This window comes from Candidatus Williamhamiltonella defendens (genome assembly GCF_900699045.1).
GTDB lineage: Bacteria > Pseudomonadota > Gammaproteobacteria > Enterobacterales > Enterobacteriaceae > Hamiltonella > Hamiltonella defensa_A.
Map to the genome: position 1 here is coordinate 214,378 of NZ_CAADHL010000002.1, position 23,664 is coordinate 238,041.

The window sequence follows — 23,664 nt, forward strand, 5'->3', positions numbered from 1 at the left end:
TATTATTGATTACCCTTGCTAAAAACTGCAAAAGTGATCAAATATGGTGTCTTTTCCTCCACGATCAATCACCCCCGACAAACCATGGCTAACATCTAGCATATCTACCCGCCATTTGTATCTTTTATATCCATGTCGTTTAGTAAATATCCATAAAAGAATATAAATATAATAACTGATATGATGTAGTGACTCCTCCAAAATTGAAAAGCCAAATAAATAATGAAAACCAGCAAACCACTGTAACTAATGAGTTGTTCTTCTTTGCTGAAGGATAACTAGATCTTAAATTAAAATAATAACGGAGAAAAAAGAAAGCCGATAGACAAATCCGCTAAAAACCAAAAAAATGAAGGAATAAAAGGGATAAAGGTAGTTAAAAATGCTAATAAGATGGCAGGGATCGTGATAAACGAAATGATAGAGACAGCCCATAAATTGGCTGTCAAAGCAGATAGGCTGATGCCGTGAAAGAATCCCACTTGAATAGGCAAGAGCAGTAACATCATACCTAATTGTAAATGAAGCCATTCATTAATAATTGCCGCCGATATTGGTACCAAATACGATTTTCAGATAATCTTAAAGGGACTCCTGATACAAAAACTCAGATCGGCTACTGCAAAACAAGGTAACCAAAATCTATCTGACACATTGAACTCACAGTTCATAACTAGAGTTGCCATGCCGTATATTTTTTATAAAGACGCGTAACAGTAGTCACCATGTTAATGCTAGCGTCGCCATAAGGTGGGGTCACTGGCGTCGAAGAGTTATATATCGAATACGGCTGAACACCACATCATGAGTGGGAAGGCTTATCGTATTTAAGTGATAGGGAAGCAAAACCGTAAGGATCGTGCAAATAAAGCACCGAAAAGAGCCGCCATGGCAATATGCATACCCAAAATAGCCATAAGATGCGCAGTGACAGTTTTTTAAAATTGTTTTCAATCATTTTATTCAGTAATTTTCGCTTACCAAAAGCCACTGTGATCAGAATACGGACGTAATTATAAATATTGATACTATTTTTAACACTGCTGATCATTTTTTGTCGCATATCACATTGTAGCTCAATAGATTTAGCAGAGATTAATTATCCCGGATAAATATTGTTTATCGGCCAAAGCCCAACGTTGACTATTGACCCCCCTGCATTAAGAGTGCTGTGTATTGCGCGCATTTAAACTTTAAGTTGCCATTTTTGGCCTGAGTAAAACGACGGCAAATAGTCATTACAAATGACAGATACAAAAATCGCAGGAAATAAATACTTCCCTTCTAATTTATGCATATCTAATAAAACTCTTTGCTTTCATTTTTTTTGATGGTGTTTTTGCAATTGCACGCTTTTAACTATTGCAACGATATTTTTCTGACCTTGAGTGAGAAAATCTACCTGTTTTAATAACGTTTTGGAATGCAAACATCCCTAAAAAAGCTGATGCTGACGAGAGACAAAAAATGATAAGTTAAATTTATGTTATATTCAGCAATAAAAACAATATTAAAAATAAAATAATAATTTTTGTTCAGGTAATTTTTTGTAAAAATAAGAGGAAAAATACCACAAATCATAACAAAGGCCGATTTATATATGGATAGATTAATAATCGCTCTCGCTTATTTAATGATAGTATATCCAAAAATCTAGAGCGGCTTCTATTAATTTTGGTTAATGAAATAGATGTTCATTTATATATTTTATTTAAATCTTAATAAAATTTTTTTTAATCAGACTCAATAAACCACAGCTCTAATGACAGAATTTTTATAATAAAAAGACTATCTACTAATTAAAAATAATTTCTATTTAATGATTAAAACATTGAGATCGAGATCAAATTTTATTTTTTTATTTTATGAAAAATAAAAAATTGGGATGTTGATCTCAAAAATCGCAATTTGAATAAGGTGTTTTACATATAAGCTAAACAGATTTTTAAGCTCTATTTTTTGTTATTTTTAATTTTTAACTCATCGTCATTAAATAAGTATTACCTCCTGCTGCAGTGGTGTTAATACTCAAAGAACGCTCAAGGATAAGCCTTTCTAATTGAATATGTTTGTCTCCTTTATGTAAGCCTTGAACAGAAACGATAGGGCCTGATCTTTTGGCCAACTGTTGACACAAAACACTCAGTGTCGCGTGATCTCCATGATAGATAACTGCATCAAAAAATAGATTATCAGAGGACCAGTCGTTATTGTCAGTAAAGCTGATACGCTTTTGGACCAAAGGCGGCAGACTCGCAAACAATTGAATTTGTAGATTTTTTTTCGGCCAGATTACTTGGCTTCCAACTACTAAAACAGCAGCGAGCTGAATGTAAGCATCTTTTTCGTCATCTGCTAAACAGAGCACTTTTTCACGAGGACAGAGTTGATAAGTGTTAGATTCCCCAGTAGGGCCAGACAAAAGAAAAGCCTGACTTGATACTGTATATTTCATATACTCTTGAGCGAGCGCTAATAATTCTGATTTGTCTTTTTCTCGCAACCAGTCTTTAAAAGCCTCTTGAGCGTTTAGCTTTGTTTTATCTTGATTCACATCCGATATTTGCTCCTTTGTTTGTTGAAGCAGAGTCTGATTTAAGGCGTTATTGGAACGAGACGCTAACAACCGATATAGATAAAATGGTCCCCCAGCCTTAGGTCCCGTCCCAGAAAGGCCTTCTCCCCCAAAAGGTTGTACCCCTACCACAGCGCCAACCATATTTCTATTGACGTAAATATTGCCTACTTTTGCACGGGCTGTTATTTCAGCAATGGTTTTATCAATGCGACTTTGTATGCCTAATGTTAAGCCATAACCTGTAGCATTAACTTCATCCACCACAGTCATAAGACCGGTTCGTTTAAAACGAATCACGTGTAGCACAGGACCAAAAATTTCTTCTTTTAATTCGTCAATTGTGTCGAGTTCAATTAAAGTCGGCTTGATGAAATACCCCTGCGAATCAGTGTTTTTATCTAACTTCTTCAAATCAGCGGCCTGATAAACGGTTCGCCCTTTTTCTTTCATTGCTTGAATATGACTTTCAATCATCTTTTTTGCTTGGGCATCTATTACAGGTCCTATGTCTGTGGACAAATGATCCGGGCATCCTACACGATATGTTGCCATCGCTCCTCTTAACATATGTAACGTTTTATTGGCAATGTCTTCTTGAAGATAAAGAATACGCAAGGCAGAACAACGTTGACCTGCACTATCAAAAGCGGACTTCATCACATCCGTAACCACCTGTTCTGTTAAGGCCGAAGAATCGACGATCATAGCATTTAATCCACCTGTTTCAGCAATAAAAGGAATGGGCTGGTTCTTTTTATTCAAACGTTCTGAAAGATGGTTGTGTATCACACGAGCCACTGAGGTCGAACCTGTGAACATCACGCCAGCCACACGAGGATCCTTCACCAATAAGCTCCCGATAGATTCTCCCGCGCCTGGTAATAATTGCAATGCGTTTCGAGGAATCCCAGCTTCAAAAAGAATACGAACGACTTCAGATGCGATCAGAGGCGTTTGTTCTGCGGGCTTTGCTAATACACAATTACCTGCAGCCAAGGCGGCGGCTACCTGCCCTGTAAAAATGGCCAGCGGAAAATTCCAAGGGCTAATACAGACAACAGGCCCCAAAGGGATTTCCGTTTTATTGGAAAAATTTTGCCCGACAATTACAGCGTAATAACGTAAAAAATCAACGGCTTCACGAACTTCGTTAATGGCGTTTTCAAGGCTTTTACCCGTTTCGCGTATTAATAACTCAAGTAAGCTGTCTTTTTCGCTTTCCATGATATCTGCGGCTTTTAACAAAAAACTCGCCCTTTCATTAGGGGAGGTTTCAGCCCATTCTGCTTGTGTAGTATAAGCAAAATGTAAAGCCTGAATGGCTTCATTTGGTGTGGCTTCTCTGACATAACCGACAAGATCCTTTGTGTTGGCTGGATTAAAGATTTTTTTTTCAATCACTCCTTTTATTGGCTCTAACCCTATTATCGGATAAGCGCTTTTTACCTTTTTAGCACTGGCGAATAATCCTTCAGAAATAGAGGCTAATACCTGTTCATCAGATAAATCGACGCCACAAGCATTGGCACGTTTTTTATCACAAAAAGTGTCATGATATAGATCTCGAGGAAGAGGAAGCATGGGGTTCAGCAACCCTAACGTTCCTTCAGAAGCCGCTTTTTTTTCTACCCATTCAACGGGATCTTGTATCAGCTCCTCTAAAGGTATGTTTAAATCCGCAATACGATTCACAAAAGAAGTATTGGCGCCATTTTCCAATAAGCGACGGACCAAGTACGCCAATAATGTTTTGTGACTCCCAACTGGGGCATAAATACGACAAGGCCGATTGAGTCCACCGTCTGACACAGCCCCAACCACTTGTTGATAAAGGGGTTCTCCCATGCCATTTAAACACTGAAATTCATATTGCTCATGCGCATAGTTTTCCCCTCCAGCTAAATAATAAACGGAGGCCAAAGTATAGGCATTATGAGTGGCAAACTGAGGATAAATAAGCTCAGGGAAAGCCAATAACTTACGAGCACAGGCTAAATATGAAATATCGGTATGAGGTTTTCGTGTATAAACAGGATAATCGCTTAGCCCCTCGACCTGAGCATGTTTTATTTCTCTATCCCAATATGCCCCTTTGACCAAGCGAATTATCAAACGATGTTCGCTGCGTTTTGCTAACTTAATCAGAGCATCAATCACAAATGGGCAACGCTTTTGATAGGATTGGATCACGAAACCAATGCCACTCCAACCTTTTAGGTCCGGCTCAAAACATAATTTTTCTAAAAAACTCAGCGAGATGGGCAATCGTTCTGTTTCTTCTGCATCAATATTAATACCGATGTTATAACACCTCGCTTTTTGTACTAATGATAATAAACGGGGATAAAGCTCCTCCACTAGCACCTTATATTGCGAACGAGTATAACGAGGATGCAAAGCGGATAATTTTATAGATATTCCAGGGCTTTCATAAACCCCCCCGTGCTTAGAAGCGGTGCCTATGACATCAATGGCGTTGTGATAGCTCATCCAATAAGCCTTGGCATCTTCTTCTGTAAGCGCGGCTTCCCCCAACATGTCATATGAATAAAGAAATCCTTTGTTTTCATATTTTTTGGATTTTTTCAGCGCTTTTTCGATGGTTTCACCCGTGACAAACTGTTCTCCCATCAAACGGATGGAAACATTTAATGCTTTACGAATCACAGCCTTTCCGCTTTTTTTAATCACACGAGTGAGCGCATTTTTAAGGGTGAGTTCTGATGAGCTAGAAGATTGTCTAACGAAATGACGGCTCAGTAATAAACTCCAAGCACTGGCATTTACAAAAATAGAACGGCTACGACCCAAATGATTTTGCCACTTCCCTTGAGTGATTTTATCGCTAATCAGCAGATCACGAGTTTTTTTATCAGGAATCCGCAATAAGGCCTCTGCCAAACACATTAGTGCGATGCCTTCTCGAGACGATAAAGAAAATTCCTGTAATAAATTTTGGACGATGCCTGAAAACAGACGGTCATTTTTGTTTTCACGTAAGTTTTTACATAGTTTATAAGCCAAATTTTGGGTTGCTTGAGCCAAATCAGGCGTCAATCGTGCGTCTTCAAGTAACTCATGAATTGCGTCAGATTCTGGACGACGATAAGCAAAATTCATGGCTTTTTGTAGATCGCATGGTGTGTAAAGCGGATCGTAAAAATAAGAAAAAGGCGCGTGAATAGGCTCTATAGATTCGATATCGCTGATATTTGTATACATTGGTGATTCCCATTTTTATTTTTTAAAGAGAAATAACGATGATATAGATCCTATCTTAAACATTTTATATATATATTATTTTGTCTTGCCAAGTCATTCATCTGGCTTGATCGTAAGAATGGGTGATATAAAAGCGTTCCTACAAACATACCTACTGGCCTCAACGATATCCAGATGTCACTCTGGACTGTTTATTACATTATGGAGATTTTGTATGACAATAAGCACGCCAATGCTAGTCATTTTTTTGATTTACATTTTTGGGATGATTTTTATTGGATTCATTGCATATAAAGCCACTCATAGCTTTAATGACTATATTTTAGGGGGGCGTCGTTTAGGAAGCCTGGTGACTGCTTTATCAGCAGGCGCTTCAGACATGAGCGGTTGGTTATTAATGGGCTTACCAGGGGCTATTTTTCTTTATGGTATTTCAAGTAGCTGGATTGCTGTGGGTTTAATTATTGGCGCTTATCTTAATTGGCTATTCGTAGCTGGACGTTTACGTGTACACACAGAGGTCAATAAAGATTCTCTCACCCTACCTAATTATTTTTCTAATCGCTTTAATGATCAAAGCAAGTTTCTACGAGTAATATCTGCTTTTGTGATTTTAGTTTTTTTTACTATTTATTGTACATCAGGAATAGTGGCTAGTGCTCGTCTTTTGGAAACTACCTTTGAGATGCCGTATTCAACTGCGCTGTGGTTAGGTGTTGCCGCGACGATTGCCTATACTTTTATGGGTGGTTTTTTGGCCATCAGTTGGACGGATAGCGTTCAGGCGACGTTAATGATTTTTGCTTTAATTTTGACGCCTATCATGGTGATGTTATCAGTTGGAGGATTTGATGCTGCCATCACCATGATAAAAGTGAAAAATGCCGCGAATTTGAACATATTTGAGCGGCTCAATGGTATTGCGATTATTTCTCTTCTCGGTTGGGGATTAGGATATTTTGGCCAACCTCATATCTTGACTCGCTTTATGGCCGCTGATTCCCATCACACGATTCACAGAGCACGTCGTATTAGTATCACGTGGATGATCTTGTGTTTGATGGGTGCTATCGGAGTAGGCTTTTTTGGGATTGCTTACTTTTCACAGTATCCAGAAAATGCCATAGGTGTATCACAAAATTCAGAGCGCGTATTTATTGAACTAACGAAGTTACTCTTTAATCCTTGGTTAGCGGGTATTTTATTATCCGCTAGCCTTTCTGCTGTCATGAGCAGCCTGAGCTGCCAATTATTAGTTTGCTCGAGTGCGATAACTGAAGATTTGTATAAACCTTTTTTCCGTCAAAACGCCAGCCAAAAAGAACTGATATGGGTAGGGCGTTCTATGGTGTTGTTGGTTGCTTTAGTAGCTGTAAGCCTTGCATCTGATCCTAACAACCGTGTTCTCAGTTTAGTTAGCTATGCTTGGGCTGGTTTTGGAGCCGCGTTTGGGCCGGTGATACTCATCTCTGTCTTTTGGAAAAATATGACACGCAATGGGGCGTTAACAGGCATGCTGGTGGGCACAGCCACCGTTATCATCTGGAAGCAAGGCGCATGGTTTGGTTTATATGAAATTATTCCAGGTTTTTTATTTTCTTCTATCACGATCTACTTCGTCAGTTTATACGGCAAAAAACCGCATCAAAAAATTCTGGATCGCTTTAAAAAATCAGAAACACAATTTAAAGTAACAAAGTAATAATTCAATTGACACAGCAAACGTTCTCATCGTGTTTCGGAGTATTTGATTGCTCAGACGATTTATTGGGAATGATTTTTAGTCTAACGATAAAGATCTTTGGCTGTGTTAATGTGCATACAGTCTTTTTTGTCATTTTAATTTTAAATTTTTCACTGATCATAATCATCATGTCGATGAGCGTCATAGAATCCGCATACAAATCATCTACCAGGTTTTTTCAGGTGTAATATCTTTCTCATTGCAACCTAGGCAATCGCTTAATATGTCACGCATCCTCGTTTCTCACCTCATTTAATGAGTCGTGTTTTGCTTTTTGTTTAATGTATCACTATCAGGAAACGAACCATTCATATTGATTGCCCCCCATTGATTGCCACCGAGGCTCCATTCTTCGTTATCAAAGCTCGCCGAGTTGCCTAAATTATACATCTATTCCTGCCAAGACATAATGAAAGTATTCATAATCAATTTTTCTAATTTTTTGCCATACTGCAATGATTTTGTCTGTAGTTGTCTTAATGTTGTTTATTTCATGAATCTTAGCTTAAAGTTTTTTATCTTTTTTAAAAATATGCAGAAATTCGCCATACCTTGCTAAGTGCGTCTCTATATCTGAGCACTTTATTCAAAATGACATAAGGTTTTTCTTATTTATCAGATACATACACTTTTGTATGATTTGAATTTCCGGTTATGAGAGTTGTTGTAGTTTTAGCTAATCAGCCTCGTTTTATGTGTCTGACTCAGGCAAGATAGTCAAAAAATTGACGGCACGCTTTTATTGCATCTTGAGTTAACAATAACCGTTTTACAGCCATATCCATAAATTCTTCAGGAATAAATTCCACAATATGATCTTCATGTTTAATGACGAATCGGACAGCAGCACGAATGATTTTTTAGATTATTTCGATACAGCTATTTCCTTTTTCTTACCCGTTAGAATGGCTTCGTCCCATTCTGTATTGATAGCTTTCATCGCAAAATTTCATGTTTCTATAGAAATAATGTGATTAAAATCAATCTTTTTATTTACTTTCGTGCTGAAGAAATTCTTGTAATCAAATCTTGTTGCTTGAATTAACTTCTATTTCGAATTAAAATTCCTCTACATCAAAAGGAATAAAAATCATATTTTCAGGTAATTTCGCCTTATTTTCTTTTTTAAGAATGGCTTCTGCTTTAATTACCACAAATAATATGTTACCCATTGTCTAATGCAAATTCATATCCTTTTAGGATTCCGTTAAGAAGGCAAATAATCATTCGAGGATTTTCAATTTCTTTATATATCTGCGCTTCTATCATTTTTATTAAATCCTTTTTAAATTTTTATAATCGATATTTTTGATAAATATCAACAATGTTTTTATTGTTCATCATGATTAAAATATGATGAATTATTTTAATTTCATCAGTATTCAAAATAATAAAAATATATTGTTAAAAATTATTAATGATATTAATCCATCATAAAAATGAAATAACTTTCAGTAACTTTACAAAAAAATAAAGGTGATAAAGTAATCAAAAATGAAATATAGAGAGAAATTAAAAGGGAAAATAGGCATGTGTGGTGATGAAAAGTTGATCTAACGTGAAGTATTATTATTTAATAATTACGGATGTAAAGATACTTTTGTTTGATATGATATTCGGATTAACAAAGTTTATACAATAGAAGAAGTGGAAGATAGAATACTGAAACGTCACAGCTGGATTTGAACAGGCGTTTTATGTCACCCTCAAAAAGGCGCAAAACTTAATAGGGCTGAAAAATAGAAACAATACCAACACGTTCAGATTCAAAATTAAAACAAACAACCTCACCGGATCAACAAAAAGAATTAACGCAACAAGCATTAGAAAGAATTCAAATGCCGAACGATAAAAATATGACGACTGGTTTCATGACTATGCTGATATCTGGTTTTAATGAAAGCAAGAGCATTCTGTTAATGCAAATCGTCACTCAATTTCGGAATAAATTAATATCTGAAACTCTGGCCGCTCGTTAGTCGACTGGTAATGTATTAACCTCATTCTAAACGAAAAGGACATTTTTTGAAACGTGGATACCCATGTCTATTTTCGGGTGTCTACGGAGAGTTTTGATAAAGTTTTCGTTACTGTGTCTACTACTGCTTGAGTCTGTAGATCAATTTCAATATTTACTCTATCGCCTAATTTTTTTAGTCCTGAGGTGGTACGAGCTAAGGTTTCTGGAATTAAATAATTACAAAAACGATTTTTTTGAATCTCTCCTACTGTGAGGCTGATACCATCAACACCAATAAATCCTTTATAAAAAATATATTTCATGATCTCCGGATCTATGATTCGAAACCATATTTGACGATTGTTTTTAGTAACACAGATTTCGTCAATACAAGCAGTGCAAATAATATGTCCTGACATTAAATGTCCGCCTATTTCGTCGCCTAATCGCGCTGCTTTCTCCACATTAACATTCGAACCTATTTTAAGCTGATTGAATGTAGTCACACGAAAGGTTTCTTGCATGAGGTCAAAGCTCACCTGATCCCCATCTATTTTTGTGACGGTTAAACAACATCCGTCATGTGCCACAGAAGCGCCTGGTTTCAGGTGATACAAGAGTTTTTCTGAATATGTCAGCGTGATAGTCCGAAAATTTTGCCCTTCCTGGATATTAACCACGGTCGCTTTGTCTTGAATAATCCCAGTAAACATAAATACCCCCTTTTTACAAAAATATAGAAGCGCATTTTACTGCATCCCTAGTTGAGTTGATGTATGATTATCCTTAATATTTAGTGAGGCCTTTTACAACTTACTATTTTGCAAGATTCTCATCATCGATTTCTGATGCGCATTTTGAATGATTTTGACAATTTGCATCATCATCTATTTTAATTAATGAACTCTTTATTGATATGGAAGGTACTCTTTATATTATTTCTGCCCCAAGTGGGGCCGGAAAATCTAGCCTTATTCAGGCGTTGTTAAAAACATTATCTTCTTGCGAGATAAAGGTTTCTATTTCATATACCACTCGTGCTAAACGCTCAACTGAAAAACATGGGGAGCATTATTTTTTCGTTTCTGATAAAGAATTTCGTCAACTCATTAAAGAAGATGCCTTTTTAGAATATGCACAAGTTTTTGGGTATTACTATGGAACATCTCGTTCATTTATCGAAGCGATTTTATCAAACGGAGGTGACGTTTTTTTAGATATTGATTGGCAGGGAGCACGACAGATCAGAGCTAAAATACCAAAAGCGCGCAGTATTTTTATTTTTCCGCCCTCAAAAGAGGCATTGAGGCGGCGCTTGCAAAGTCGACAGCAAGATACTCAACAGTTTATTGATCATCGGATGGCACAAGCAGTGATGGAAATGGCGCATTTTATAGAATATGATTATTTAATAGTAAATGATGATTTTGAACAGGCTTTGTTGGATATCAAACATATCATTTATGGTGAACGGTTACATCTCAAAAAACAGCAAGAACTCCATCATAATTTAATCAGCAATCTTCTTTTATAATATCCCTATAAAGTCTATAAAATGGTTTTTAGACTTAACTTCAGTTTTAATATGATTGTTTTATGATGTTTTTTCATTCCTTTTTATTGATGAGGCGTAATATTATGGCACGTGTCACAGTTCAAGCCGCAGTAGAAAAAGTGGGGAATCGCTTTAAGTTAATTTTAGTGGCAGTACATCGAGCTCGTCTGCTGCAATTGGGACGTGAAAATTCATTAGTTCCTGAAGAAAATGATAAAGTCACTGTCATTGCCCTTCGTGAGATTGAGCAGGGTCTCATTACAGAAAGTATTCTAAAAAAAAATAATCAGCACGAAGATCAGATACAAAAAAATATATAAATGAAAATCATTGCTTCAACTCAATACTTTGATTGATATCTATTTTGCATTTATTTGATAACCTTTACCTGTTAATTAAAGAGTACTTACCAGAAGCGCAGATCAAGCGTCTCAGACAAGCTTATCTTGTGGCTCGTGATGCTCACGATGGTCAGGTACGATCCAGCGGTGAGCCATATATTACTCATCCAGTCGCCGTTGCCTGTATTTTAGCAAATATGCGATTAGATTATGAAACTTTAATAGCAGCTTTATTACACGATGTACTTGAAGATACGACGACGACATATGAAGATATGGAGCTGTTATTTGGAAAGACGGTTGCTGAATTAGTCGAAGGGCTTTCAAAACTCGATAAACTTAACTTTCGTGATAAAAAAGAAGCTCAAGCCGAAAATTTTCGGAAAATGATCATGGCTATGGTCGACGATATTCGCGTTATTTTGATTAAATTGGCTGATCGCACCCATAACATGCGTACTTTAGTAGCGTTGAATCCTGTTAAACGTCGGCGAATTGCTCTTGAAACCCTTGAAATTTATAGCCCACTAGCGCATCGTTTAGGGATCCATCATTTAAAAATAGAATTAGAAGAATTAGGATTTGAAGTACTTTATCCTAACCGTTATCGTGTGATTAAAGAGGTTATAAAAACGGCACGCGGTAATCGCAAGGAAATGATCCAAAAAATCTTCTCTGAAATTAAAGGCAGGCTCCGTGAAGCACGTATTTCATGTACAGTCAGTGGCCGAGAAAAACACCTTTATTCCATCTATTGTAAAATGCGCCGAAAAGAGCAGAAATTTGATTCTATATTGGATATTTATGCCTTCCGAGTCATAGTAAAAGAAGTAGATACCTGTTATAGGGTCTTAGGGCAAATGCATTGCCTCTACAAACCTCGTCCCTCTAGAGTAAAGGATTACATTGCCATACCAAAAGCAAACGGTTATCAGTCTTTACATACTTCATTAATTGGCCCTCATGGTGTGCCTGTAGAAATCCAGATTCGTACCGAAGATATGGATCAAATGGCTGAAATGGGGGTAGCAGCACATTGGAGTTATAAACAACAAGGTGAGTTCGGCACTACAACACAAATTCGTGCTCAACGTTGGATGCAAAGCTTGTTGGAATTGCAAAAAAGTGCTGCTAATTCGTTTGAATTTATAGAGAGTGTGAAATCTGATTTATTCCCTGATGAAATTTATCTCTTTACGCCTAAAGGGCGTATTGTAGAACTACCTGCAGGCGCAACCTCGATTGATTTTGCTTATGAAGTTCACACCGATATCGGTCATGCCTGTGTTGGGGCGCGAGTTGATCGCATTCCTTATTCACTGTCTCAGCCTCTTGTGAATGGTCAAACGGTTGAAATTATTACTGCACCTGGCGCTCGGCCCAATGCCGCTTGGATTAATTTTGTGGTCAGCTCAAAGGCAAGGGCCAAAATTCGGCAGCTTTTGAAAAATTTCAAAAGAGATGAATCGGTGAATTTTGGTCGTCGTTTACTGAATCACTCTTTCAGTAATGAAAAAACATTGTCTGATATTCCAGAGAAAAATATTCAACGTGAGCTTGAACGAATGAAACTCAGTTCAGTTGAAAGTCTCTTGGCAGAAATTGGCGTGGGCAATATCATGAGTGTAGTGGTTGCTAAAAATTTGGAGGGGAATCCCACAAATTTAACGGTCAGTCACGGCCGTAAACTTCCTATTAAAGGGGCAGAAGGAATATTGATTATTTTTGCAAAATGTTGTCGTCCTATTCCAGGCGATCCCATCATCGCTCATATCAGCCCGGGTAAAGGATTTGTGATTCATTATGAGTCCTGTCGTAATATTAGGTGTCATCAAAAAGAACCCGAAAAATTTATGGCTGTGGAGTGGGATCTTAATATTGCGCAAGCGTTCATTGTAGCGATTAGAGTTGAGATGCTTAATCAACAGGGAGTATTAGCTAATGTAACAGCGGCGATTAATGCTGCAAAATCTAATATTCAAAGCTTAAATACAGAAGAAAAAGATGGCCGTATCTATAGTGTTTTTATTCGTTTAACGACTCGTGATTGCACCCATCTTGCTAGTATTATGCGTAAAATTCGCAGTATACCACATGTGATTAAAGTCAGCCGTAACCGAAATTAATATTGGGCCTTTTATAAAACGTAATAGCAAAAGGTGTCCATTTAAGATACACGAAGAAGTCACAGTCCTTCGTAAATCTTGGATAGGCCTATTCATACATGGAGTCTTCAGTGAAAGGTGATTTCCTTCATCATATTCCTCTCAGTGATCTATCAGGTATCAGTGAAAATCATATGACAAAGCTGGTCAAGCTAAATTTGGCCAATGTACAGGACGTGTTGTTGCATCTGCCTTTACGTTATGAAGATCTGACTCATCTTTATTCCATAGAAAGTTTAGAGCATGGCCTTTGTCGTGCTGTTCATGGGAAAATAGCGCAGACTGAGATGAGCTCAGGCCGCCGGCGGATGCTCACTTGTCACATTGAGGATGGCACAGGCACCTTAATTTTACGCTTTTTTCATTTTAATAAAGGCATCCAAAATGCGCTATCTGTGGGTAAAAATGTGATTGTCTACGGAGAAGTGAAAGAAGGTTATTATGGACTAGAAATGATTCATCCAAAATTCAAAATACAAAGAAAGAATAATGAAACGCTTATGAGCACTGTACTGACGCCGATTTATTCCACAACAGAAGGTCTTTCTCAGAGGACTTTAAATAAATTAGTGGGTCAGGCGCTTGTCTTGCTTGAAGCCACGCCTATTCCTGAGATTTTACCTTCTCAATTGATGACTTCATTAATGAGCTTGCCAGAAGCTATAAAAACACTACATCGTCCGCCTAAAAATATTTCACTAGAAAAATTAACACAATGGCGACATCCGGCATGCATACGGCTGATTTTTGAAGAATTAATGGCCTATCACTTGAGTTTATTAACCGCTCGTAAAAATGCAAAACATCATCGTGCGCTTCCTTTTTCTAAAAAGGAGGCGTTGAAAAAAATTTTTTTATCTTCTTTGACTTTTAAAATGACGTCGGCTCAACAAAGAGTGGTTGTAGAGATTGAACGTGATCTGGCCCGATCGACTCCAATGATGCGGCTGATTCAAGGAGATGTGGGTTCGGGTAAAACATTGGTTGCTGCATTGGCTGCACTGCAAGTCATTGCTCATGGTAAGCAAGTCGCCCTGATGGCACCGACTGAAATATTGGCAGAGCAACACCTGACTCAATTTCAGCAATGGTTTACCCCTTTTGGATTGTCTGTAGGATGCCTCTTAGGAAAACAAAAAGGTAAGTTACGTCAAGCTCAGCAAGACGCCATTGCTTCAGGAAAGATCTTGATGGTGATAGGGACACAGGCTATTTTTCAACTACAGGTAAAATTTTCAGCTTTAGCTTTAGTGATTATTGATGAACAGCACCGATTTGGTGTTCATCAACGTTTAGCATTATGGTCGAAAGCAGAAAAACAGGGCTTTCACCCACATCAGCTTATCATGACAGCGACCCCTATTCCACGAACACTCACCATGAGTGCCTATGCGAATTTGGATACTTCTATCATTAATGAATTACCCTCTGATCGCATTCCTATTCATACGGTGGTCATACCGGATACTCGTCGTATTGAGATTATTGATCGTATTAAAGAAATCTGTTTATCAGAAGGTAGACAAGCTTACTGGGTCTGTACATTGATTGATGAATCTGAGCTATTAGAAGCGCAGGCCGCTGAAGTCACTTACGAAGAGCTAAAAAAAGCACTTCCAGATATTCAAATGGGTTTATTACATGGTAGGGTCAAAGAGTCTGAAAAAGATATTATTATGCAAGCTTTTCATCGCGGAGAAATACAGCTATTAGTTGCGACTACGGTCATCGAAGTGGGAATCAATGTGCCTAATGCCAGTTTAATGATCATTGAAAATCCTGAACGTCTTGGATTGGCACAATTACATCAACTACGAGGGAGAATTGGCAGAGGTTATATCGCCTCCTATTGCGTATTGTTATATAAAACCCCGTTGAGCAAAGTCGCCCAGCAGCGTTTGCAAATCATGCGTGAAACTCATGATGGTTTTTTGATAGCAGAAAAAGATTTAGAAATACGAGGGCCAGGTCAGTTATTGGGTACCCGTCAAACCGGTTCTTTAAAATTTAAGGTGGCAGATATCGTCAGAGATCAAGATTTATTATCTCAAATTTGTAAGTGGGCGCTTATTTTACATAAAGAATATCCTCAACAAGCAAAAATATTAATGGAGCGTTGGTTGCCTGAAGGAGAACATTATCGACATGCTTAATTTAAATGTAAGAAAAATATAAGAATTATGTCTTACATAAGGTAATAGACTCTCACTGAAAATTTTTTATAAACGTTTTCTCAATTCTGAATAATTTTTTTATCACTTCCCTTGAAGGCAAAGGAAAACACCCCCATTTACTATACTGAGGTGCTGATCGACTAAAATGGATCAGAATGAATCTTAAATATGATAATAATTGTCTCAATCAGGAGAACTATGAATGTCAAACAGTAAAGAACTTCGTCCGTTACATGACCGTGTTATTCTTAAACGCGAAGAGGCTGAATCTAAATCCGCTGGGGGTATTGTTTTAACTGGTTCTGCGGCGGGTAAATCTAGCCGCGGTAAAGTAATAGCAGTGGGTAAAGGTCGCATCCTCGAAAACGGTCAGGCGAGACCTATGGACGTTAAAGTAGGCGACCGTGTTATTTTCAACGATAGCTATGGTGTGAAGTCAGAAAAAATTGACAATGAAGAGGTTTTAATCCTCTCTGAATCCGACATTTTAGCAATTGTTGGGGCATAAATGCCCAACGCATCCGTCAATAAATTTTTAGAACCACAACAAATTTAAGGAAAGTAAAATGGCAGCTAAAGACTTAAAATTTGGTAATGACGCCCGAAAAAAAATGTTAAAGGGTGTCAACGTTCTCGCTAATGCAGTGAAAGTGACTTTGGGTCCAAAAGGTAGGAATGTCGTATTAGATAAATCTTATGGAGCGCCTTCTATTACTAAAGACGGCGTTTCTGTGGCCCGTGAAATTGAGCTAGAAGACAAATTTGAAAACATGGGTTCTCAAATGGTCAAGGAAGTTGCCTCTAAAGCAAACGATGCCGCAGGAGACGGTACCACCACAGCGACCGTGTTAGCACAATCCATTGTCACAGAGGGGTTAAAGGCAGTTGCAGCAGGCATGAATCCCATGGATCTTAAGCGTGGTATTGATAAAGCAGTAGAAACCGCTGTTAAAGAACTTAAAATTATATCTAAACCTTGCAAAGACTCTAAAGAAATTGCACAGGTCGGCACCATCTCTGCTAATGCAGATGCAAGAGTAGGTAAATTAATTTCAGACGCCATGGAGAGGGTTACTAACGAAGGTGTGATCACCGTTGAAGAAGCCTCTGGTCTGGAAGACGACCTAATCGTTGTGGAAGGAATGCAGTTTGATCGCGGTTATCTTTCCCCTTATTTTATTAACAAGCAAGAAAGCAGCTCCATTGAATTTGATAATCCCTATATTTTATTAGTCGATAAAAAAATCTCTAACATCAGAGACATGTTACCCATCTTAGAAGTGGTGGCAAAAGAAGGAAAACCCTTACTCATTATCGCAGAAGATGTTGAAGGTGAAGCTTTGGCAACCTTGGTGGTGAATACGATGAGAGGCATCGTCAAGGTCTCTGCTGTCAAGGCCCCTGGGTTTGGAGATCGCCGTAAAGAGATGCTACAAGATATCGCGATATTAACTCACGGTCATGTTCTTTCAGAAGAAACAGGAGATTCTTTAGAAAAAGCAACGAAAGAAAATCTGGGTAATGCAAAACGCATCGTTATTACTAAAGATGCAACCACTATTATTGATGGAGCAGGTGAAAAATCGAAGATCGAGGCTCGTATTCAAAATATTAAGAAGCAGATTGAAAATGCGACTTCTGATTATGATAAAGAAAAACTGCAAGAGCGTGTTGCTAAATTGTCAGGGGGAGTCGCTGTTATAAAAGTGGGCGCTCCGACTGAAATTGCGATGAAAGAGAAAAAAGCTCGTGTAGAAGATGCTTTACAAGCAACAAGAGCAGCAGTAGAAGAAGGGGTTGTTCCAGGCGGCGGAGTTGCTTTGATCCGTGTCGCTTCCAGAATTGCAAATTCTAACTTGCAAGGAGATAACGAAGATCAAAATGTGGGTATTCGTGTTGCTCTTCGTGCCATGGAGTCTCCTCTGCGTCAGATTGTAGTCAATGCTGGAGAAGAAGCCTCTGTGATTGCTAATAAAGTCAAAGAAAACAAAGGAAATGATAATTACGGCTATAATGCACAAACAGAAGCTTATGGTGACATGATTGAGATGGGAATTTTAGATCCTACCAAAGTGACACGTTCTGCATTGCAATATGCCGCTTCTATTGCAGGATTAATGATAACGACTGAATGTATGGTCACTGATTTACCGAAGGAAGAAAAGGCCTCTGATATGGGTTCTGGCGGAATGGGCGGAATGGGCGGAATGAATGGTATGATGTAATACAAAAAGCATCACATACATAGTCAATCTGTTACATGAATGCCAAGGTTATAGCTCAATGAGCTATAACCTTTCTTCTTAAGAAAGCCGCTTCTTTTTTAAAAGAAGACACGGTTTAAAAAAGTGGTTCATTTACTTTAAAATATATAAATGACTTTTAACTTTGTTAACAATTAGGAAATTTAGTGCTTTTGAATTTTTCAATCACTCCCATTTCTTAAACTCCACTCTAATCTGAGGAACTTAGATAATGAACTCATTACCCGAGTTGGACCACTCAAATAGCGGTCATCTTGATAAAAACACCATTTTAGCTGATGTTGCCTATTAATTTAATAAGAGATCGTGAATTATGGATGTAGTGTGTATTTTATTAATATTGAAATTTCATTTGTTCGTTTCTTAAAACTATTTAATGGGCGTTTTTGTTAGTTTTTTTATTTTCATAAAGTGTATATTATGTCATCAAAAATTTTTTTATTTAAAGCAAATTATTTTCATTTGAAATATTCAAATTAACTGATTTAAAATTAATGATACATAAGATACTTATGACGATGTTATCGAACAGCATAAACTTTATTAATCGTGCAAACACAAAAATAAAAAACATAAAAATATATTTACTAAATAAACAGCATATTATATGAAATTCATTTTAGTCAACAACAGAAGTACAGCTAAAATTAATAAACAATGTAATAAATTAGTAAAAAATTAATATTTTAGATGAGAATTTTTAAGTAAATTTTAAAAGAAGCGAAATGTTTGAAAAATTATTAGAATTAGCAGAAAAACATAAAGTTGAGAATATGACAAAATAGAGAAAAAATCTAACAACAAAGTAAACGATACAGCCAAGCGAAAAATTTCGTCAAAATTATAATAATAAAGAATCTTCTAAAAATTGTGTTATTGGCGTGACTGTCCGTTATGTAAATAACTTACAAAACATAAGAAGGGTAAATTGTATTATTAACCGTCTTCAACTGTATCGTTTATTTTATAAAATAAATTCTAAAATCAATAAAGCAGAAACTGATGTAAATCTTAAAAATGAACTCATCTCTGCAATATTCATTGCGACTTTTTTTGAAGAAAAAGAGGGATTATGTCGAAAATAGACCTGATTTCAATTGGAATGCCTCGGAAACATTTTGTTTAGAAGTTGAAAAAATGTAGAAACATTGAAATTCAATTCGATTTTAATTCAGCTTTTGATTCGAAGAGGGGAGGCAAATTTGTTAATAAATGAAAAATTCACTTAGTGGAGAAATTAGTAAGCCTCAAAATGATGCTAAAATCTCTATCTTATTAAAGGTAGATAATAATGAAATCAATTAAAAAATAGATAAACTTTGTATAGAAAATAACATGATGACCCTCAGTAATTTTTGCTTGATATGGGCTGTTTACAGCACTAGAAAACGGTAAAAATGAATTTTAAAAAGCACCATGGAATTTAATTCGCTGACAGCCACTGAAAAACAGGATTTCAACCTCCCTCATCGTTCTCATCTGGTCGAATAATTTTTGTGAGTGATTGTTTCTGTGTATCTTACACTCAAACATTAAAGTTTATTATCCTGATTACAATTAATGTACAAAATCTGACTAAAGAGTTTAGTTTTAATGAATCACAAAGTTTTTTGATAAACTTTTTGAATTTCAATTAATTGATTTTTTAAACATTTCATAAGGAGATTTTTATAAATAAATCGGGTGTAAAAAATTGGGTGACGATTATATGAATGGTTGTAAAAATAATTTAGACAAATTTTTCGGCGTTACATGAGGAGTGTCACATTATTCAACCCGATGGAACGTCTTTAAAAGGGAAGAATAAAATAAAGGTTTGAACTTTTTCAGAAGGAGAATCGTGTCAATAAATTAAATCTTTACTTATTTTACTATTTAGATTTAGGAGAAAAAGTATATTTTCTGAATGGCACTTAACTGATAGTTAAACTCATGAACAGGAATCTTTTATTAATAAAACCATTAGTATTCCTAGAGCCATTAGTATAGTGAAATATAATGATAACAATATATTATATCGATAGTAGAGTAGCAAATAGCTGAACAACCTCATGTGTGATGCGTAATTGCGGAACCTTATCAAAAGGTGACAGATAAAGGTGTCATAAACCAGATAACTGAGCCCAGCCAGCTTTATATCTGGAACATGAATTGGTTCAAATACTTTTTGAAATGTCAAGTTAAATAACTAAAATTATATAGCCAATTGATATCCATATTTTATTATTAGCCGACTCTATTCATTTTATGAGGCACTGTTAAAAATCATTGTTTCAGCTAACGGCTCTATTTTGAATGCATCATGATGTTTGATTTTCATACCCTCACCCACACCAGAGTCACTTCTGTGGAATAATAAATCTTGCGCTTCTGTTTGACTCGACGTATTTTGAAATCCTTTTAAAAAATGCTATCACTGGTCTGCAAAGTATAACGGTCTTTTAGTGCCTTCTCCTTATTCTGAGTTAGTTCGCGGTACATGTCTTTTAATATGACCTCAGTTTGGGCATAATTATCATTATGCAAGTTAAGTATAATATCGGCGCTTTTTAAAGACACTTTGATGATATTAGCCGCAGTGTGATCCAATACCATATTGCTGTACTTGTGAGAACAGGCGCTTTCTTTCACCTCGATAACACTATTATTTGGGAGAATATTTTCAAAATATGATAGGTGTCGATTCCCTTCGCTCCCTAACTAAGCCGTCCTTCGATTAGGCTTAGTGTGTCTTCCCCACAGACATCAAAAGTGTTTCGGTTTTCTTGATGGTCTCTTATCTCATCATTACCCCGCCTAATCAATAGTAAGCCGTAAAGTCAGATTCACGCACGCTTGTCCGAAGGGTGCCCGTATATCTGGCCCTCATTGAGAAAGATTAACGTCCTATGACCCGTCAGGACCTCGAGAGGGTGTATGCACACTATCCTGCTTGCCAACAGATTGGGCAGATAGGCCGACCATGTACCTATGTTCTTAATAGATGGTGTCTTCTGCCTACACTGAGGGTGCCGTATTCTGGCCATGAAAAATGGTGTAACTACCATCCTCTTGAATCGCCATCAAACCAGCTCGCCCATCTCCGTTTATATCCTGTAGTTGTAGATGACTAGGATGAACATTGCCATTCAATTTTTTCATAGGTACTTGTTTTTGATTGACTAAACGTATACATGGGTGCTTCTTCCTATTATGTGTACCCAATAGCGTCTGTCATTCCCATTTTTTAGTCACAGGAAGAATCTCGCTCAGGATGATCCCCATTCAGGTTACCTGACAGATAATGGGCATATTGACGAGCATGGACATGCGTCTCCTGATTAAGTGACAGTGTCGATAAAGCGACTTCTTCTACAGAAGGCAAAGGGTTTTTTTTATCACTATAATAGACATATATCTTTTTTTCGACAAAAGACACGACATCTAGATCGTCGTGTTCATTAACATCCGTCAAGACCGGCGGCGCATTAAACAAGGAAGATAATTTGACACCTATCATTTCCTTAAGAATACAAATGAGATAATTCAGTTTTAGTAGATTTTTCTTTCTTGTCAACAACGAGAATTTTTTATTTTTCTAAGTCCTCTGGAAGTATGTGGTCTTCTGTCATTTTATTGGAGATGATTTTTTATAATGTTGTGTCTGAGGTGATACTTGACAGAGACTGCTATATACCATTTTGATTTTAGGATAATAAGATATCAACATCTGTGCTTGTGTTATCAGAGACAGCGTATATTCTTTCTTGCTTGAGCCAAAATCTAATGAGCTTAGTAGGGCCTGCGATAAGATCTAGCGTGCCCTCTATCGCCATGACTATGTCGATGCCTAACGTCACGCCTAATGAAGCTAGGGTGCCGTTGACGATAAAGTCTTGGCGCAATATCGGACGGTCGTTTTGCTCAGCTCAGCAAACGCTTGGTAAGTTTAATGTATGTCGAAAATAAAAGATAATCATCCTAATAAGGGCCTTTCCAAAGGTATCAGTTTAAAATCCATTTTCATCTCTTTTTGTGCTAAACGGCTGTCATATCGATCTAACCTATATTAGATGGGATTAATCGCTAGATTCGAGGCAAAAGAGTCAAGGCCCTAATCTCAATTGAGCATTCGACTCTTTCTTCTTTTCTTGGTTTAAATCGTGTTTTGTAGACACTTGATAGTGCGTTTTATATCACGCAGACCTAGAAGGTAAACGTATCATTGCATACCCAAACCCACTCGACCGCCGACTCGATTGAGACCGACCCAACAGTCTAATAGCGGCACGATTTTTAACTCACCCCAAAGGGCCCGCTGGATTTCTAGTATCGATTCTGTGAGTGCCGTACTCATTTGTTAGACATATTGTTCATCGAGCGCGCCAATCGTTTGCTCACCCAAGGCCAGATTATCCATCACGGTTAATACCCGATTCGTACGAGCTGTGAGACTGTTTTTGGTCATGAATTCATTCTGATGCACCTAATTGCATACGATTTTATCGAACTTATCTAAAATAGGGCGATTGGCTCTCTTCACGACCAATATTTTTCTGTCTTCTTGATTCACGTTCACCAGGAGATGACGGGTCCCATCTCTAGACGCCACCTTGCTTTCTGATGTAGGGCTTCTTCTAACTGCTGGCGATAGCTCTTAAAGCCCTCACCGTCCGTGCCTGCCGACGGACACCGCACTAATCTGATATAGTCTGGTGTTGTATCGATCCCATGACTTGCTTTAAGTTTTTCATTCAACACGCTGAAGTAATTCGACGAGGCTTGCGCTTGATAGCCGCCCAACGTTTGGTGATGGCGTTCATTAAGATGTATAATGAGTTGGCCATTAAACGGGTCTCAGTATTGCTTAAGTCGATCTTCACCTGTATTCTCTCTTATTGACTGAAGAGGAAAGCATCTACTGCTTTGGGAGTAGTGCTCATTAATATATCGGCGTCACTATAGCCATTAGTATTAATTTCAGGTGGCTATATTGGATTATTTTAATTGAATTTTTTAACAGCAAGATTGTATTGATTTTTGATCCCTGATCGTTTTAATTCAGGGATTTTTATCGATTTGTCACATGCAGGTCGCGATGCATTGTCGTGTGATTTAACTGACAAATGAAATTCATAATTACCATACCACCATTATTGATTGATGAAAATAACCGACGTAACGGAGTAGGACTTATTCACGATCATCAAATATGGAAAATGTTTTAGCACCTCTATCAATATCAATTTTTTAAGATGCACATACCGGATTCCACCAGAGTCTTCATAATCAGAAACAGTGAGATCTATAGAGGGAGAGACAAAAACGTGTTCGGGAAGTTAACCAGTAAAAAGATTGTACTTTGGTACTGTTTTATCGAAGATAAGTATGACTTTTTTCTATCGTTCATACCTCTTAGTTTTCTGACACAGAACTAGAAAGCCAATCTTCGGCATTTAAGTGTAACAGAAGAATATTCTACACTTTGGTTGATAACACGACTGCACTTTGAAGATAGTAGTTCATACCCTGATTATGTTACTGTGATTGTACTAAATACGATGAACTCACTGGTGTCTGGTTGTTGCTTTATTTTTTTCAAAAAACCATGAACAACAAAATTTGTTTCAGATTTAGTTTTTATACTTATATAAAGATTGTCGGATCTCACTGAACGCAAAG

Annotated in this window: 18 protein-coding genes; 8 read left to right on the forward strand and 10 right to left on the reverse strand. The window is 37.2% G+C overall.

Annotated features, from left to right (window positions below; translation table 11 throughout):
* Nucleotides 1-290: 290 nt before the first annotated feature.
* Complete coding sequence (locus tag CICURV3402_RS04090) at nt 291-509, reverse strand: ComEC/Rec2 family competence protein (RefSeq protein WP_222837043.1); 219 nt, start codon at nt 507-509, stop codon at nt 291-293.
* 1,466 nt (nt 510-1,975) lie between these two features.
* Nucleotides 1,976-5,800: a trifunctional transcriptional regulator/proline dehydrogenase/L-glutamate gamma-semialdehyde dehydrogenase gene (gene putA / locus CICURV3402_RS04095; RefSeq protein WP_158379952.1), complete on the reverse strand. Its 3,825-nt coding sequence runs from the start codon at nt 5,798-5,800 to the stop codon at nt 1,976-1,978.
* Nucleotides 5,801-6,014: 214 nt separating this feature from the next.
* On the opposite strand from putA, the gene putP reads away from it, so the two are divergent.
* The gene (gene putP / locus CICURV3402_RS04100) at nt 6,015-7,502 is read left to right on the forward strand and encodes a sodium/proline symporter PutP (protein ID WP_158379953.1); all 1,488 of its coding nucleotides are present in this window, start codon (nt 6,015-6,017) and stop codon (nt 7,500-7,502) included.
* A 294-nt stretch (nt 7,503-7,796) separates the two neighbouring features.
* Here putP and CICURV3402_RS06715 read toward each other — a convergent pair whose 3' ends face one another.
* Nucleotides 7,797-7,934 carry a hypothetical protein gene (locus tag CICURV3402_RS06715; protein ID WP_235667647.1) on the reverse strand — a complete coding sequence of 46 codons (138 nt, stop codon included), beginning with the start codon at nt 7,932-7,934 and terminating at the stop codon, nt 7,797-7,799.
* 1,448 nt (nt 7,935-9,382) lie between these two features.
* Between CICURV3402_RS06715 and CICURV3402_RS04115 the strand changes: the two genes are divergently transcribed.
* Nucleotides 9,383-9,523 (forward strand): hypothetical protein, encoded by a 141-nt coding sequence (locus tag CICURV3402_RS04115; protein ID WP_187306939.1) that lies wholly within the window; start codon nt 9,383-9,385, stop codon nt 9,521-9,523.
* Between the two features lie 67 nt (nt 9,524-9,590).
* Here CICURV3402_RS04115 and CICURV3402_RS04120 read toward each other — a convergent pair whose 3' ends face one another.
* Complete coding sequence (locus tag CICURV3402_RS04120) at nt 9,591-10,217, reverse strand: riboflavin synthase subunit alpha (RefSeq protein ID WP_158379954.1); 627 nt, start codon at nt 10,215-10,217, stop codon at nt 9,591-9,593.
* Nucleotides 10,218-10,420: 203 nt separating this feature from the next.
* Here CICURV3402_RS04120 and gmk point away from each other — a divergent pair, with 203 nt between their 5' ends.
* The 6 genes from gmk to groL all read left to right on the forward strand — a co-directional run bounded on the left by gmk (nt 10,421) and on the right by groL (nt 17,964).
* Nucleotides 10,421-11,038, forward strand: a complete 618-nt coding sequence (gene gmk, locus CICURV3402_RS04125; protein WP_158379955.1) for a guanylate kinase — start codon at nt 10,421-10,423, stop codon at nt 11,036-11,038.
* A 104-nt stretch (nt 11,039-11,142) separates the two neighbouring features.
* Nucleotides 11,143-11,379: a DNA-directed RNA polymerase subunit omega gene (gene rpoZ / locus CICURV3402_RS04130; RefSeq protein WP_158379956.1), complete on the forward strand. Its 237-nt coding sequence runs from the start codon at nt 11,143-11,145 to the stop codon at nt 11,377-11,379.
* 44 nt (nt 11,380-11,423) lie between these two features.
* Nucleotides 11,424-13,526, forward strand: a complete 2,103-nt coding sequence (spoT, locus tag CICURV3402_RS04135; protein WP_158380022.1) for a bifunctional GTP diphosphokinase/guanosine-3',5'-bis pyrophosphate 3'-pyrophosphohydrolase — start codon at nt 11,424-11,426, stop codon at nt 13,524-13,526.
* 110 nt (nt 13,527-13,636) lie between these two features.
* The gene (gene recG / locus CICURV3402_RS04140) at nt 13,637-15,718 is read left to right on the forward strand and encodes an ATP-dependent DNA helicase RecG (RefSeq protein ID WP_235667662.1); all 2,082 of its coding nucleotides are present in this window, start codon (nt 13,637-13,639) and stop codon (nt 15,716-15,718) included.
* 223 nt (nt 15,719-15,941) lie between these two features.
* Nucleotides 15,942-16,247 (forward strand): co-chaperone GroES, encoded by a 306-nt coding sequence (locus CICURV3402_RS04145; RefSeq protein ID WP_158367599.1) that lies wholly within the window; start codon nt 15,942-15,944, stop codon nt 16,245-16,247.
* Between the two features lie 58 nt (nt 16,248-16,305).
* Complete coding sequence (gene groL, locus CICURV3402_RS04150; RefSeq protein WP_158379959.1) at nt 16,306-17,964, forward strand: chaperonin GroEL; 1,659 nt, start codon at nt 16,306-16,308, stop codon at nt 17,962-17,964.
* A gap of 2,439 nt (nt 17,965-20,403) precedes the next feature.
* On the opposite strand, the gene CICURV3402_RS04155 is transcribed toward groL, so the two are convergent.
* The 6 genes from CICURV3402_RS04155 to CICURV3402_RS07645 all read right to left on the reverse strand — a co-directional run bounded on the left by CICURV3402_RS04155 (nt 20,404) and on the right by CICURV3402_RS07645 (nt 22,818).
* On the reverse strand, nt 20,404-20,634 hold the full coding sequence (locus CICURV3402_RS04155; RefSeq protein WP_158379960.1) for a hypothetical protein: 231 nt from the start codon (nt 20,632-20,634) through the stop codon (nt 20,404-20,406).
* Between the two features lie 366 nt (nt 20,635-21,000).
* Nucleotides 21,001-21,207 carry a hypothetical protein gene (locus CICURV3402_RS04160; RefSeq protein ID WP_222837044.1) on the reverse strand — a complete coding sequence of 69 codons (207 nt, stop codon included), beginning with the start codon at nt 21,205-21,207 and terminating at the stop codon, nt 21,001-21,003.
* A gap of 22 nt (nt 21,208-21,229) precedes the next feature.
* Complete coding sequence (locus CICURV3402_RS04165) at nt 21,230-21,502, reverse strand: hypothetical protein (RefSeq protein WP_158379961.1); 273 nt, start codon at nt 21,500-21,502, stop codon at nt 21,230-21,232.
* A 187-nt stretch (nt 21,503-21,689) separates the two neighbouring features.
* Complete coding sequence (locus CICURV3402_RS04170; protein ID WP_158379963.1) at nt 21,690-21,887, reverse strand: hypothetical protein; 198 nt, start codon at nt 21,885-21,887, stop codon at nt 21,690-21,692.
* A 317-nt stretch (nt 21,888-22,204) separates the two neighbouring features.
* Nucleotides 22,205-22,339 (reverse strand): hypothetical protein, encoded by a 135-nt coding sequence (locus tag CICURV3402_RS07185; protein ID WP_268904300.1) that lies wholly within the window; start codon nt 22,337-22,339, stop codon nt 22,205-22,207.
* Between the two features lie 218 nt (nt 22,340-22,557).
* Complete coding sequence (locus CICURV3402_RS07645; protein WP_158380023.1) at nt 22,558-22,818, reverse strand: hypothetical protein; 261 nt, start codon at nt 22,816-22,818, stop codon at nt 22,558-22,560.
* Between the last annotated feature and the right edge of the window lie 846 nt (nt 22,819-23,664).